The sequence below is a fragment of the Saccharopolyspora galaxeae genome (assembly GCF_016526145.1).
GTDB classification, from domain to species: Bacteria; Actinomycetota; Actinomycetes; order Mycobacteriales; family Pseudonocardiaceae; genus Saccharopolyspora_C; species Saccharopolyspora_C galaxeae.
In genome coordinates, this window is record NZ_JADDUE010000019.1 from 42,079 (window position 1) to 56,274 (window position 14,196).

The 14,196-nt window shown below is 70.8% G+C and carries 14 protein-coding genes and 1 pseudogene; 10 read left to right on the forward strand and 5 right to left on the reverse strand.

The window, feature by feature from the left end; all coding sequences use genetic code 11:
* The first annotated feature begins 147 nt into the window (after window positions 1–147).
* The 8 genes from INP57_RS28270 to INP57_RS28300 all read left to right on the forward strand — a co-directional run bounded on the left by INP57_RS28270 (window position 148) and on the right by INP57_RS28300 (window position 5,890).
* Window positions 148–765, forward strand: coding sequence for a Maf family protein (locus tag INP57_RS28270; protein ID WP_200073420.1), 618 nt, complete (start codon window positions 148–150; stop codon window positions 763–765).
* 86 nt (window positions 766–851) lie between these two features.
* Window positions 852–926 carry a putative leader peptide gene (locus INP57_RS30615; RefSeq protein WP_367268954.1) on the forward strand — a complete coding sequence of 25 codons (75 nt, stop codon included), beginning with the start codon at window positions 852–854 and terminating at the stop codon, window positions 924–926.
* A 123-nt stretch (window positions 927–1,049) separates the two neighbouring features.
* Entirely contained in the window at window positions 1,050–2,387 is a 1,338-nt protein-coding gene (locus INP57_RS28275; protein ID WP_200073421.1) for a dicarboxylate/amino acid:cation symporter, read from the forward strand.
* Between the two features lie 74 nt (window positions 2,388–2,461).
* Window positions 2,462–2,815, forward strand: coding sequence for a DUF1707 SHOCT-like domain-containing protein (locus INP57_RS28280; protein WP_200073422.1), 354 nt, complete (start codon window positions 2,462–2,464; stop codon window positions 2,813–2,815).
* A 60-nt stretch (window positions 2,816–2,875) separates the two neighbouring features.
* Complete coding sequence (locus INP57_RS28285) at window positions 2,876–3,601, forward strand: DUF3558 domain-containing protein (RefSeq protein WP_200073423.1); 726 nt, start codon at window positions 2,876–2,878, stop codon at window positions 3,599–3,601.
* Between the two features lie 313 nt (window positions 3,602–3,914).
* Window positions 3,915–4,190: a hypothetical protein gene (locus tag INP57_RS28290; protein WP_233628529.1), complete on the forward strand. Its 276-nt coding sequence runs from the start codon at window positions 3,915–3,917 to the stop codon at window positions 4,188–4,190.
* A gap of 42 nt (window positions 4,191–4,232) precedes the next feature.
* Window positions 4,233–5,093 (forward strand): PPE domain-containing protein, encoded by an 861-nt coding sequence (locus INP57_RS28295; protein ID WP_200073425.1) that lies wholly within the window; start codon window positions 4,233–4,235, stop codon window positions 5,091–5,093.
* Window positions 5,090–5,890, forward strand: coding sequence for an ESX secretion-associated protein EspG (locus INP57_RS28300; RefSeq protein WP_200073426.1), 801 nt, complete (start codon window positions 5,090–5,092; stop codon window positions 5,888–5,890). Before INP57_RS28295 ends, INP57_RS28300 begins: the two co-directional genes overlap by 4 nt.
* Before the next feature lie 181 nt (window positions 5,891–6,071).
* On the opposite strand, the gene INP57_RS28305 is transcribed toward INP57_RS28300, so the two are convergent.
* A complete protein-coding gene (locus tag INP57_RS28305) occupies window positions 6,072–7,733 on the reverse strand; it encodes a glycerol-3-phosphate dehydrogenase/oxidase (RefSeq protein ID WP_233628574.1) in 1,662 nt (553 codons plus the stop codon).
* Between the two features lie 184 nt (window positions 7,734–7,917).
* A complete protein-coding gene (locus INP57_RS28310) occupies window positions 7,918–8,796 on the reverse strand; it encodes a DeoR/GlpR family DNA-binding transcription regulator (RefSeq protein ID WP_233628530.1) in 879 nt (292 codons plus the stop codon).
* Window positions 8,797–9,173: 377 nt separating this feature from the next.
* Between INP57_RS28310 and INP57_RS28315 the strand changes: the two genes are divergently transcribed.
* Window positions 9,174–9,917 (forward strand): MIP/aquaporin family protein, encoded by a 744-nt coding sequence (locus INP57_RS28315; protein ID WP_200073428.1) that lies wholly within the window; start codon window positions 9,174–9,176, stop codon window positions 9,915–9,917.
* A 155-nt stretch (window positions 9,918–10,072) separates the two neighbouring features.
* The gene (glpK, locus tag INP57_RS28320) at window positions 10,073–11,575 is read left to right on the forward strand and encodes a glycerol kinase GlpK (RefSeq protein WP_200073429.1); all 1,503 of its coding nucleotides are present in this window, start codon (window positions 10,073–10,075) and stop codon (window positions 11,573–11,575) included.
* Between the two features lie 506 nt (window positions 11,576–12,081).
* On the opposite strand, the gene INP57_RS28325 is transcribed toward glpK, so the two are convergent.
* The 3 genes and pseudogenes from INP57_RS28325 to INP57_RS28335 form a co-directional block, all read right to left on the reverse strand.
* The gene (locus INP57_RS28325) at window positions 12,082–12,642 is read right to left on the reverse strand and encodes a GNAT family N-acetyltransferase (RefSeq protein ID WP_200073430.1); all 561 of its coding nucleotides are present in this window, start codon (window positions 12,640–12,642) and stop codon (window positions 12,082–12,084) included.
* 70 nt (window positions 12,643–12,712) lie between these two features.
* Window positions 12,713–13,840 carry a macrolide family glycosyltransferase gene (locus INP57_RS28330; protein ID WP_200073438.1) on the reverse strand — a complete coding sequence of 376 codons (1,128 nt, stop codon included), beginning with the start codon at window positions 13,838–13,840 and terminating at the stop codon, window positions 12,713–12,715.
* Between the two features lie 237 nt (window positions 13,841–14,077).
* Window positions 14,078–14,196 (reverse strand): annotated as a pseudogene (locus INP57_RS28335) (IS481 family transposase); the annotation flags it as partial.

The following is a 14,196-nucleotide window of genomic DNA, read 5'->3' on the forward strand; positions in this document are numbered from 1 at the left end:
CCGAAACCGACACGCACGCGCACCACCCGACCGGTGCCGATGGACTCCTCGGCCCCAATGGGCCGGGCTACGGTCCCCGTCACCACTCGATGGCTCCGGTCCGGGAGCTGCGCGAACCGCACCCGAACCACCCTCTAGAGTCGGGCCGTGCGTTTCGTGCTGGCCTCCGCCTCCCCCGCCCGCCTGTCCGTGCTGCGCGCCGCCGGGATCGAACCGGTCGTGCGGGTCTCCGGGGTGGACGAGGACGCCGTCGCCGCCGCGCTGGTCGATCCGGAACCCGCCGAGCTGGTCACCGCGCTGGCAGCGGCCAAGGCCGAAGCGGTCCGCGCAGGCGAGCAGGACGCGGTGGTCGTCGGCTGCGATTCGATGCTGTCGATGCACGGCGAGGTCGTCGGCAAACCGCACGATCCGGAGGTCGCGGCCAAGCGCTGGCGGCAGATGGCGGGCGGCACCGGCGAGCTGCTCACCGGTCACGCCGTGCTCAAGCTGCGCGGCGGCGAAGTCGTCGCCCGCGCCCAGGCGCACCGCACGACCGCGGTGCGCTTCGCCGAACCCACCGAGGCGGAGCTGGACGCCTACCTCGCCAGCGGTGAGCCGCTGCGGGTCGCGGGCGGGTTCACCCTCGACGGCCTGGGCGGCTGGTTCGTCGAAGGGATCGACGGCGATCCGTCCAGCGTGATCGGCATCAGCCTGCCGCTGACTCGCGGGCTGCTCGCCGAGGTCGGCGTCCGCGTGACCGACCTCTGGACGTCCGGGACCGCGTGACCATCGGTGTGCGCACGGGTGAACGTGAGCACAATTCGGTTACCGCGGGATGGCGTGGGCGCTCGACCGGGTTACAACTGTCCGCGATGGGAAATCACCGGCATCTGACCTCTCGGCTGCACGTCGATCTGCGACGGCAGGCCAGCAGCGTCTGTCGCTGACCGTCCGCGCCCGGCCGTTCCCCTCGCGAGCGGTCCCGGCCTGATCCGCGCGACCCGCCGATCAGCCGCCCTCCCGGAATCCCCCGCGGCGATCTCCGCCGCACGTCCGCTCAGGAGACCCCTGTGTCCACCACTCCCGCGCCGAAGAGGCGACCGCGCTTCAACCCGCGAGCGTTCGCCGTCGCGGTCGTCGCATCACTCGTGCTCGGCGCCGTGCTCGGCTGGATCGCGAAGAGCACCGGCGCGCAATGGCTGATCACCGCGATGGACACCGTCGGGTCCACGTTCACCAAGCTGCTCACGTTCACCGTGCTGCCGTTGATCTTCACCGCGATCGTGGTGGGCATCGACAGCCTCCGCAGCGTCGGCGGCGGCAAGCTAGCCGCCCGGCTCGGCGGCAAGACCGCGATGTGGTTCGCGATCACCTCGCTGATCGCGGTGGTCATCGGGCTGGCCGTGGGCAGGTTCGTGCAGCCGGGCCAGGGCCTGGTGCTGGAACCCGACCCGGAGCGGCTCTCCGCCATCGGGCAGAAGACCCAGGGGTCCTGGCTGGACCTGCTCACCGGGCTGGTGCCGGAGAACCTGGTCAGCGCGTTCGCCGACGGGCAGACGCTGCAGGTGGTGTTCGTCGCGCTGATCATCGGTGCGGCCGCCTACAGCCTCGGCGACCGCGCGAAGCCGTTCGTCGAGTTCAACCGCTCGCTGTTCGAGGTGATCCAGCGGGTGCTGGGCTGGATCATCCTGCTCGCGCCGCTGGGCACGCTCGGGTTGATCGGCAACGCGGTGGCCACCTACGGCAACGAGTTCTTCGCCCCGCTGCTGAAGCTGATCGGGGCGACGTACCTGGGCTGCGCGCTCGTGCTGTTCGTGGTCTACCCGGTGCTGCTGCGGTTCGTCGCGCACATCAGTCCCCGGACCTTCTTCGCGAAGGCGTGGACGGTGCTGCAGTTCGCCTTCGTGTCCCGCTCGTCCAGCGCCACCCTGCCGCTGAGCAGGCAGACCGCGGAGAACCTGGGCGTGCGCGGTTCCTACGCGAACTTCGCGGTTCCGCTGGCCACGACCACCAAGATGGACGGCTGCGCAGCCGTCTACCCGGCGGTCGGGTCGATCTTCATCGCGAACCTGTTCAACATCCACCTCGGCCCGGTGCAGTACCTGACGATCGTGCTGGTCGCGGTGTTCGGCGCCATCGCCACGGCCGGGGTCACCGGCTGGTTCACCATGCTGACGCTGACGCTGAGCGCGCTCGGCTTCCCGCCCGAGGTGGTGGCCACCGGCATCGCCATCGCCTACGCCGTCGACCCGATCATGGACATGATGCGCACGATGACCAACGTGGCCGGGCAGATCGTGGTGCCCGCGGTCGTGGCACGCGGCGAAAGACTGATCGACGACGAGGTGCTGAACTCCCCGAGCGAGCCGCCGCTGCTGTCCCGCAGCCCTTCGGGCGCCGAGGCCTAGGGCCTGGCGAACAGCGGGAAAAATCGGTGTCGCGGAGTTCTCCGGCTGCGCGCGACGCCGCCTACGATGGCGGTGTGGGCAGCGGACGGAACCTTCGGGTGGGCGATGCCGAACGGGAAACCGCGATCAAGGCGCTGGGCGAGCACCTGACCGCGGGGCGGCTGGACGTCGGCGAGTACGACCAGCGCTGCGCCGACGCCGCCGCGGCCCGCTTCCAGTCCGACCTGCGGGCCCTGTTCGCCGACCTGCCGAACATGGTTTCGCCGCCGCACGCGCAGGCACCCGAGCCGCGTCGCCGCCGTCCGGTCGGCCGCATCCCGCTGGGCATCGTGCTGCTGCTGGTCTGCGTCGTGGGGGTGCTCAAGCCGATCCTGCTGCTGCCGCTGGCGGCCGCGGCCGCCGCGCTCGTCCTGCTGATGCGCCGCTGACGACTCGCGCGTGGCGCAAGTTCACCCGGAGCCGACGGCGCGTTGGTTACGGTGAGTGCCATGCACAGCTCGCGGACCCCGACTCGACGGGCGCGCACGGCCGCGCAGTGGGGCGGTGTGGTCGCCGCGGGAATGCTCACCGTTTCCGGTTGTGGCCTGCTGCGCTCGGAGAACACCGCGGAAACGACAGCTCCCCCACCGCCGCCGCCCGCACCGCCGACCACCAGCGCCCCGGCCCCGCTGCCGCCGCGGCCGTTCGAGATGAACATGGCCGGCGTGGACCCGTGCGACCTGCTCACCGAACAGCAGCGCGGGCAGCTGGGCTTCGACCGCGAACCGCTGGCCGACGCCGAGGCCGGTTTCGGCGACGCGCCCACTTGCAGCTTCCGCAACACCACGGCGAAGGTCGGCGCGCGGCTGTCGCTGATCACCACCGAGTCCATGGACGTGTGGACCGACGACACCGCGCAGGTGCAGGCGACTCCCGTGGTGCTGGGCGGCTTCCCGGCGCTGGTCATCAAGACCCCGGACCTGGACATGGCCTGCAACGTCGCGGTCGACGTCGCCGCGGGGCAGCACTTGGACGTGCTCTACCGCGACGACGGCGGCCAGCCGGCGCCGCCGCTGGACGCGCTTTGCGCGGGGGCGCAGCGGGTCGCCGAGAACGCGGTGGCCTCGCTCGCCGATCCCGCACCGCCGACCTCCGAGGAGACCTCCACCTCGGAATCGTCGTCCGGGGAAGCGACCACTTCGCAAGCACCGACCACGCCGCGGCCGACGGACTGAGCCACGCCGCACGCCGCCGCTCAGCGGCTCTTCTGTTCGGTGTGCGCTGCAGTCCTTCTGCTCCGGCGCAGCCGCCTGAACAACCGGCACCGGCCGACGCAGCACCAGCTCCGGAAGATCCGCAGTGTTGATACTCACCGCGTTTGGAGCACTCCCCACGGTGATGGTTGGTGATTAGAGTGAGCGCGGACGTTTTACCCGTGGGAGGGAACAACCCGTGCCGCTGCATTCAGGGGACGGCTCGCCGGATGTTCCGGCGCCGGGAGGCGCCGGCGGTTCCATGCGGGTCGAGCCCAGCGCCATTCCGAACCTCGTGAGTGCCTTGCAGTCCTCGCTGGACGCGGTGGGCGTGCAGATCGAGCACGCCATCACCGAACTGCGCATCCGCCCGTGGGCGGGTGATCCGGTCAGCAGCACCGCGGCCGAGCAGTTCAACCTCCGCTCGGTCGGCGGTGACCAGGACGCGCTGACCGCGCTGTGCGGCTACCGCGACCAGCTGCAGTCGGCCGCGGAGTCGCTGCGGCTGGCGAACCAGAACTACGTGGACATCGACGAGACCAACGCGGCCCGGCTCACCGGTGGGTGCTGAGATGCTCCCCGCCCGCAGGCCGCCTCGGACGGGAGGCCGCAGATGAGCGAGCACCGCTGGCAGGGCTACCGCCACGAGGAGCTCTACGAGCAGATCAACCAGGGTCCGGGTGCGGACGGCTCGACCGACTCGGTGCGGCGCTGGAGCGAGCTGACCCGCGCTCTCGGCGAGATCGACGGCGGTATCGCCGCGGCGCTGAACTCGGCTATGGCCGGTTGGGAAGGCGACGCGGCGGACAGCGCCCGCGGCGGGTTGCGCCCGCTCGGCGACTGGGCCGCCGAGGCGCAGGCCGCCGCCGAGGTGATGCGCGACCGCGCCGAGCAGCAGGCCGCATTCGTCGGCAAGGCGCGCGCGGACATGCCGCAGCCGACGCGGGTGACCTCGGAAGACCCGGGTTCGGCCGTGACCGGCCTGGTGCACCTGTTCGGCGGGCAGACCGACTACGAGGTGCAGGAGGCCCGGCGCGACGCGGCCGAGCAGCGCGCGTTCGAGGTGATGCGCACCTACGAGGGCGCCACGCAGGCCAACACCACCTCGCTGGCCTCGTTCACGCCGCCGCCGCAGGTCGTGGTGGACGGCCCGGCGGCGGCACCGGGCGCGGCGAAGGGACCGGGGCAGCAAGGCATCACGATCAGCTGGCACAACGCCGCGATCGCGCCGCCCGGCGTCCCGGGGTCCGCGTCGGCGCCGAGCGGCAGGCAGTCCGGGCGCGGCGGATCGGGCCGCGGCGGATCGCGCACCGATCAGCACAAGGGCGGCGGGCACACCGGGAGTTCCCGGTCCCGACGGCGCGACGACGACCAAGTCGACCGGAAGGTCACCGAGCAGTTCGGCAACCCCGGCGGATTCTTCGACGAGCAGCAGACCCTGTCCCGTCCCGTGATCGGCGGGGATCCGGGTTGACGACCGGAGCACCGGGCAGCGAGCTGTCGGCCCTGGAGTTCGACGTGCTCACCGAACACCTTGGCGTGGCGGCGGTTCCGCTGGTGCTGCGGGTGCACTCGCCGGGCCGCACCCACCGCGAACGGGCCGAGCTGGTCGATTCGGTGTGGCGCGGACTGGCCGACCGGAACCTGGCTGGCGGCGGCGAGCTGAACCGGGGACTCGCCCGGCTGCTGCGCCTGCTCGACCACCCGACGTCCGAAGTGGACGGACGGTTGTGGTGCGGCCGCAGCGTGCGCGTGTTCGCCGGCGCCCGCGGTGAGGACGGCGTGCTGGTCACCAAGGACGGCGATGCGTTGCGCGTGCGGCGCGCGGCGGCGACCGCCGTCGCGCGGGAGGCGGTTTCGGTGCTGCCCCCGGCGCAGGCCGGCCCGGGACGTTCCGTCGCGGTGCGCAGCGCCGACCTCGACGCGGCGGCGGCCGAGACCGGCGGCGACGTCGAAGCGCTGGAGCAGGAGCTGCGCCGCAGGGGCGTGCGCGCCGACGACGCGGAGGACCTGACCGCGATGGTCCGCGGAGCCGGATCGCGCGGGCAGTTCGGCGCCGCGGCGCGGGACGGGACCGGCAGGCGGGTGCGGGCCGAGCGGGTGGTCGCCTTCTTCGACACCCCGCACGGCCGCTACGCGCAGCTGCGCCGGGACTCCCCGTCCGGCGACCCGTGGAGCACCATCGCCCCCGCCGACGACCGGCGGATGATCGCGCTGGTCGAAGAGCTGCGCGGCGAGCTCACCGGCCACGCGGACGGTTTCGGGCCATAAGCCTTCGACCGCGCAAATGGCCATCGCTTTCGGCGTGACCCGGCGTGCACGCGAAAGGGACCGCTCGCCCCTGCTGGGGACGAACGGTCCGCTCACTTCGATCTCGCGCCTTCGGGTCGACCGCGCAGCGATGACCGGGTACGCGACCGGCACCGCTGCGCAGCTGCTCCCGAACCGCGGCTCAGGCGATCGGTTCGGTGAGGTCCGGCCGGGCTTCCGGCGCCGCCGAACGCTTGGCGTCCGCAGCCTGGTCGTCCGGCTGGGTCTGCGAATCCCGCTCGGCCTCGACCCGCGCCGTGTACACCTCGATCTCGCGCGCGATCCGCTGCTCGTCCCAGCCGAGCACCTCGGCCATCAACCGGGCGACCGGCTCGGCCGACTCCACGCCGCGGTGCGGGGTCTCGATGCTGATCCGCGTGCGCCGGGTCAGCACGTCCTCCAGGTGCAGCGCGCCCTCGTGCGTGCACGCGTAGACCACCTCGGCCTTGAGGTAGTTCTGCGCGGCCGGAATCGGCTTGAGCAGCTCCGGGTTCTCGATCGACGGCGCCAGCACCTCGTGCACCTGCGAGCCGTAGCGGTCCAGCAGGTGCCGGATGCGGTACGGGTGCACCCCGTGCGCGGCGGCGATCTGATCGGCCTGGTTGACCAGCGCGTGGTAGCCGTCCGCGCCGAGCAGCGGCACCCGGTCGGTGATCGACGGCGCGATCCGCCCGGACAGGTCCGGCCCGATCGCGTCGACCGCGTCAGCCGCCATGACCCGGTAGGTCGTGTACTTGCCGCCGGCGATCGCCACCAGACCCGGCGCTACCCGGGCGACGGCGTGCTCGCGGGAGAGCTTCGAGCTCTCGTCGCTCTCCCCCGCCAGCAGCGGCCGCAGGCCCGCGTACACGCCCTCGATGTCCTCGTGCTTCAACGGCGTGGCCAGCACGGTGTTGACGTGTTCGAGGATGTAGTCGATGTCCTTCTTGGTCGCCGCCGGGTGCGCCAGGTCCAGGTTCCAGTCGGTGTCGGTGGTGCCGACGATCCAGTGGCTGCCCCACGGCACCACGAACAGCACCGAAGTCTCGGTGCGCAGGATCAGCCCGGACTCCGAGACGATCCGGTCCCGCGGGACGACGATGTGCACGCCCTTGCTGGCCCGGACCCGGAACCGGCCGCGGCTGCCGGAGAGCCGCTGCAGCTCGTCGGTCCACACCCCGGTCGCGTTGATCACGGCCTGCGCGCGGACCTCGGTCTCCTCGCCGGTCTCGGTGTCGGTCAGGCGCACCCCCGCGACCCGGTCGGCTTCCTGGAGGAAGCCGCTGACCTGGGTGGAAGTGGACACGACCGCGCCGTAGCGGGCGGCGGTGCGCGCGACGGTCATGGTGTGCCGCGCGTCGTCGGACTGGGCGTCGTAGTAGCGGATGCCACCGACCAGCGCGTTGCGCTTCAGCGCCGGGACCATCCGCAGCGCACCGGCCCTGCTGAGGTGCTTCTGCCCGGGCACCGAACGCGCGCCGCCCATCGTGTCGTACATCAGCAGACCGGCCGCGGTGTACGGGCGCTCCCACACGCGGTGGCTCAGCGGGTACAGGAACGGGACCGGCTTGACCAGGTGCGGAGCGATCCTGGTCAGCATCAGCTCGCGCTCCCGCAGCGCCTCCCGGACCAGCGAGAACTCCAGCTGCTCCAGGTAGCGCAGCCCGCCGTGGAACAGCTTGCTGGACCGGCTGGAGGTGCCCGCGGCCAGATCGCGGGCCTCCACCAGCGCGACCCGCAGCCCGCGGGTCGCCGCGTCCAGCGCGGTGCCCGCGCCGGTGACGCCGCCGCCGATCACGACGACGTCGAAGTCCTCGGAGCTCAGCCGCTGCCAGTTGCGTTCCCGATCGGACGGGCCGAGCCTGCCCCCGGCAGCCTCGGACGCGCGCGTCGCCTCGCTCGCGCCGGCGTTCGCGGATGATTTGTCGTCGTGGGACACCAGGCGTCCTCCTCGCTCGAATCGCGATCACCGCCGACCCGCGCCCGCTCGGCACGTCCAGCGATGGTCATCATGCCCGGCCTGCGTCCTGCACGCCTGCCGCGCCGTTGCTGGTCGGACCCGGTTGCGGGTCCTCTTTCGCCGTGTTCGCGCCGATCTCCGCGGTGCGCCGGACGGTGGCGCCGCGCTCGCGCAGCACCTCGATGTCCGCTTCGCGCGTGTGCGAGTCGACGATCACGATGTCGAAGTCCTCCGCTGGCGCGACCGCGTGCAGCGCGCGCCTGCGGAACTTGGTGTGGTCGACGTAGAGCACTCGCCGGCTGGCCGCGGCGAGCATGGCCTTCTTGAGCTGCACCATCTCCTGCTGCGGGTAGCAGCAGATGCCGTCGGTGACCGCGGAGACCGACATGATCGCCTGGTCGACGCGCAGGCCGCGCAGCGCGTCCAGCGCCATGCCGCCGACGAAGGCGTCCGCCCACGGCAAGTAGTCGCCGCCGATCGAGATCAGGTGCACGCCCTGCTGCCCGGCCAGTTCGCCGAACACGCCGCGGTGGTTGGTCACCACGGTCAGCGGAGTCCGCTCCGGCAGCTTCCGCGCCAGGTAGACGCCGGTGGTGGAGTCGTCGAGCACCAGAGCCTGCCCGGGTTCGACGAGTTCCGCGGCGGCACCGGCCAGCTCGTGCTTCTCCGCCTCGTTCTGCTGCATCCGGTATTCCGAAGCCGCCTCGTACAGCAGCGAGGAGGCCGCGGAGACGTAGCCGCGGTTGCGGTGCACCAGTCCCTGGGATTCGAGGTCCGCCAAGTCGCGGTACACGGTCATCGCGCTGGCGCCCACGGTGGCCACCAGGTCGTCGATGCGCAGCGTCCCTTCGGCCATCACCAGCTCGGTGATGCGCCGCCGCCGGTCCTGCTGCTTGCCGGACGGGCGCCTGCCGGATGTCGCGGACATCGATGTCCCCCTCACCGCCGTATCCCCAGCGGGGACTTCCTGCATCGGGTGCCCATCCTCCTTGCCGAGCCCGTCGGCTGGCCCCGCGCCTCTCGGCACGGACGGAGCCGACCGCAGCTACACCGTCTTATTCGATAAAAACACCATCCTGAACCTATTGCAATGTTTGTTTTCACAAGTCTAATGTGACCGTGTTCTCCGGCGCGGTCCGAGCGCCGGAGCAGCTCCAACGGAGGAGGCCGACGCGCCGATGCGCACCCGTCGACCGCTCGCAAGCGCGGGCCGTTCGAGCCGATCACCCGGGGCCTCCCCGGTACCCACCTCGGACATGAGCTGCACTCGACCGCGCCGACGGCGCCGCGATTGAGGGGATCGGAATGAACCTCGGCGAGATCTTCCTGTGGGAGTTGCTGGGCACGGCCATGCTCACCCTGCTCGGGTGCGGTGTGGTCGCGAACGTGACGCTGCGCCGGACGCTCGGGAACAGCGGCGGATGGCTGCTGGTGAACTTCGGCTGGGGCTTCGCGGTCTTCGCGGGCGCCAGCATCGCCGCGCCCACCGACGCGCACATCAACCCGGCGGTGACGTTAGGGCTCGCGGTGGACGGTCAAGTGCCCTGGTCACAGGTGCCCACCTACATCGTCGCGCAGATCGCCGGCGGCGTCCTCGGCGCCGTGCTGTGCTGGGCCGCCTACAAGCTCCAGTTCGACACCCACGACGAGCCTGCCCAGACCGGCGGCATCTTCTACACCGCTCCGACCGTGCGCAACGCGCCGTGGAACCTGGTCACCGAGATCATCGGCACCTTCGTGCTGGTGTTGTGGATCATCCAGACCCCCGGCTCGGAGCGCGGCCCGGACGGATCGATGGAGTTCGGCAACGACGCGCTGGGTTACGCGGCGGTCGCCTTCATCGTCATCAGCATCGGGGCGTCGCTCGGCGGCCCCACCGGGTACGCCATCAACCCGGCCCGCGACCTCGGCCCGCGGATCGCCTACGCGCTGCTGCCGATCCGCGGGAAGGGCTCCGCGGACTGGGGCTACTCGTGGATCCCGATCGCCGGGCCGATCATCGGTGGCGTGCTGGCCGGGGCGCTGGCCTCGGTGCTGCCGGCCACGTGAGCGAGCCGGCGGGCGCGCGGTACCGCCACGCCCGTAGGCGGGCGGTACCGCCGACCGCGGGCCCGCCGGGCTGCCATGCCCGCGGCACGTTCCCCGGGTGACACTGACCCCCGCCACGCGCGAACCCGCAGGAAACCTCCGAAAAGGACGACACCATGGCCTCCTACGTCGCCGCGATCGACCAGGGCACCACCTCCACCCGCTGCATGATCTTCGACCACTCCGGCCGGACGGTGGCCGTCGACCAGGTCGAACACCGGCAGATCTTCCCGAAGGCGGGCTGGGTCGAGCACGATCCCGAGGAGATCTGGAGCAACACCCGGCAGGTGTGCGCGGGGGCGCTGGCCAAGGCCGACCTGGTCAACTCCGAGATCGCCGCGGTGGGCATCACCAACCAGCGCGAGACGACGGTCGTGTGGGACAAGGCCACCGGCAAACCCGTCTACAACGCGATCGTCTGGCAGGACACCCGCACCGACTCCATCGTCAGCGAACTCGCCGCCGACGGCGGGCAGGACCGGTTCCACCAGCAGACCGGGCTGACCCTGTCGCCGTACTTCTCCGGCACCAAGATCCGCTGGATCCTGGACAACGTCGACGGCGTGCGCGCCCGCGCGGAGAACGGTGAGCTGCTGTTCGGCAACATGGACACCTGGGTGCTGTGGAACAGCACCGGCGGCCCGGACGGCGGGCTGCACGTCACCGACCCGACCAACGCTTCCCGGACCCTGCTGATGGACCTGGAGAAGCTGGAGTGGGACCCGGAGATCTGCCGCCAGCTCGGCGTGCCGATGTCGATGCTGCCGGAGATCCGCTCGTCCTCCGAGGTCTACGGGCACTTCCGGGAACGCGGCGTGTTCGGCGGCCTGCCGATCGCCGGCATCCTCGGGGACCAGCAGGCGGCCACGTTCGGCCAGGCGTGCCTGTCGCCCGGCGAGGCCAAGAACACCTACGGCACCGGCAACTTCCTGCTGCTCAACACCGGGACCGAGCGGGTGCTCAGCGAGAACGGGCTGCTCACCACGGTCGGCTACAAGATCGGCTCCAAGGACACGGTGTACTGCCTGGAAGGTTCCATCGCGGTCACCGGGTCGCTGGTGCAGTGGCTGCGGGACAACCTCGGGCTGATCGGCAGCTCGCCGGAGATCGAGCAGATCGCGCGGACCGTGGACGACAACGGCGGCGCGTACTTCGTGCCCGCGTTCTCGGGGCTGTTCGCACCGCACTGGCGCTCCGACGCGCGCGGCGCGATCGTCGGGCTCACCCGGTTCGTCAACCGCGGGCACCTGGCGCGGGCGGTACTGGAGGCGACCGCGTTCCAGACCCGCGAGGTCATCGACGCGATGAACGCCGACTCCGGGGTACCGCTGAAGTCGCTGAAGGTGGACGGCGGCATGGTCGGCAACGAACTGCTCATGCAGTTCCAGGCCGACATCCTCGGGGTCCCGGTGATCCGGCCGACGGTCAGCGAGACCACCGCGCTCGGCGCGGCCTACGCCGCCGGGCTCGCGGTCGGCTTCTGGAGCGGCGAAGAGGACATCCGCTCGAACTGGGCCAAGGACCGGCAGTGGGACCCGCTGATGGCCGAGGACCGGCGCGCCGCCGAGTACCACCAGTGGCAGAAGGCCGTCACCAAGACGTTCGGCTGGGTCGAATGATCCGGTTCCACTGAAAACGTTCGCCGCGTCCGGCCGAGTGCCCCGGACGGACGCGGCGAATTCCGGCGGCGTGCTCGCGCCCTGCTGCTTTCCGGCGGCGACGCGAGCACGCCGCCGTTTTTGCGTTCAGCGGAGTGCGTTTCCGACGCAATAAGACCTCAGCTGCAGCAACAAGACGACCCCAATGCGTGGGTACTGTGGGCCGAGTGGTGGGACCAGCAGGACTGACCCTGAGCGCACAGCGATGAAATAGGACAAGTGATCCCGGACTCCCCTACACGGGATTCCGGGATCTCCGCCATCCGTATCATTCGCACCGCGGCGACCGCCAGCAGCTTCACCACCTGGCGCTGTGGCACTTCAGTCGATCCCGGAAACAGGGCTTCCGGACGTTGCGGAAATGATCTGCGCAAGCAGCGGATCCGTCGACTCACCGGTCTCGTGTTTCGCACTGGAAACCTGCTGTCCTGTGAATTCTCAAGGCCACGGCGTTGGTGGTGACCGGCTCACGAGCTGCGCTGCACGGCCTCCGATGCCGCCAGGCGCCACACCAGCTGAACACCGGTGCAGGCCGGCGCTGGCGGATCGGTCGCGTCGCGGCGGTCGACCTGGGTGAACCCGAGCGCTTCCGGGACGGCGCGACTGCGCAGGTTGGCCTCGTCGTGCACGATCTCGACGTGGTCGGCGCCGATCCGGAAGGCCTCGTCCACCAGCGCCCGCGCCGCCCGCCGCACGATGCCGCGGCCCACGTGATCGCGGTGCAGCCAGTAGCCGATCTCCAGCCCGCCTGGGCCGATCCGCGCCATCAGGCTGGCCGAACCGATCACGTCCGAGCCCGGTCCGAGCACCGCGTAGTCGAACGCCTTGCCCTGCTCCCAATCGCTGCGGCTGCTGCTGACGAAGTCCGTGGCCGTCTTCAGGTCGTAGTCCGTGCTCGCCCACGGCATCCACGGCGCCAAGTGGTCCAGCGACTCGGTCACCACCCGGAAAGCCACGGCGGCGTCCTCCAGACGCCACCGGCGCAGGTCCACCCCGTCGTGGTGCAGCTGCTCGTTCGGTTTCCGCATGTCGCCGCAGTGTTCACGAAAACGCGGCGGCGGGATACCGGTTTTTCCGGTGATCCCACCGCCCATGCGGTCAGCGCAGCTGCTGCTCGGCGACATCGGCGGCCCGGCGCACCCCGCCGGCTTCCCGGATCTCGTCGCGCACCGCGCGCAGCCGGGAAGCGATCGCCGGATCACCGGTCACCTGCTCCAACGCTTTGCGCAGTGCTTCGGGCGTGGCATCAGCGCTCGGCAGGTGCACGCCCAGCCCGAGTTCGGCGAGCCGTGCGGCGTTGGCGAACTGGTCCGCGGCTTGCGGCACCGCGATCATCGGGACGCCGTGGTACATCCCCTCCGTCGTGCCGCCCATCCCGGCGTGCGTGATGAACGCCGCGGCTTGCGACAGCACGCTGAGCTGCGGCACCCACCGGTGCACTTCCACGTTCGCCGGGATCGGGCCGAGATCGGCCGGTTCGACGACCTTGCCGATGGTCAGCACCACCCGCCAAGCCAGCTCGCCGAACGCGGCCAGGCAGCTGCGGTAGAACTCGGGTTGGTCGGTGTAGGCGGAGCCCATCGAGATCAACAGCACCGGCCGGTCGTCCGGCGCTTCCCAATGCCCCTGGAACGCCCGCTCGGTGAGCATCGGGCCGACGAAGGTGTATTCGTCGCCGACCGATTCGCCGCAGTACTGGAACGAGCGCGGAATCGTCACGACGCAGCGCTGCGGGCTCATCGTCCGGAACCTCATGTCCACGCCCTCGTCCGCGAAGAACGTGTCGGCTCGTTCCCAGACCGCTCGCATGGCGGGAGTTTCCTCCCAGCCGAACTGCTCCTCGAAGCCCTCGAACGCGACGTGCGTGGGCGACAGGCACAGCGCAGGAACGCCCCACTGCTCGGCCAGCACCGGCGCTTGCAACGCACCGATGTCGTAGATGACCAGGTCCGGGCGGTCCGCGTCGTAGCTCGCGGCGAGCTGCGGATGCACCGAGATCATCTCTTCGACGAACAGCAGCACCGCGGCTGCCTGGTCATCCGGCCATTCCTGCTGGGTCGACGCGGCGGGCAGCGTCGACTCGTACAGCACTACCTCGGCCCCGGCTTCCGCGATCTGCGGGGCGAAATCGGTGGTCGTGGCATATGTGACCCGGTGGCCGCGGGCCACCAGCTCGGTCACCAGCCCCAGTCCCGGGTTCACGTGGCCGTGCGCGGGCACGGCCATGAACGCGATGTGCGCGCGGCGGTTCTTCAGCACCTTGACTCACTCCAAGCCGATAAGGGAGCCGCTGCATCGAGCGGCCGAGGACGTGGAGACGTGCCGTGGACGCAAGCGCCGACCGCGTAGTCGGCGCGCGTCAACACGGACGCTGTGCAGTCACAAAAAGAACAGGTGCATGAATGAGACCGTAACCGCGCCGCCGAAACCCTGTCATCAGATTATCCGGGCTCACCCCGCCGGCTAGTTGTATGAGGCCATGACGTTGGTGACGCCGGTGGAGAGCCGGGATGCTGGTGGCTGATCTCCGGCGGCAGTGTGTGGCCGATGGTAGTTGTAGTGCACGTTCCAGACCGCCAGAG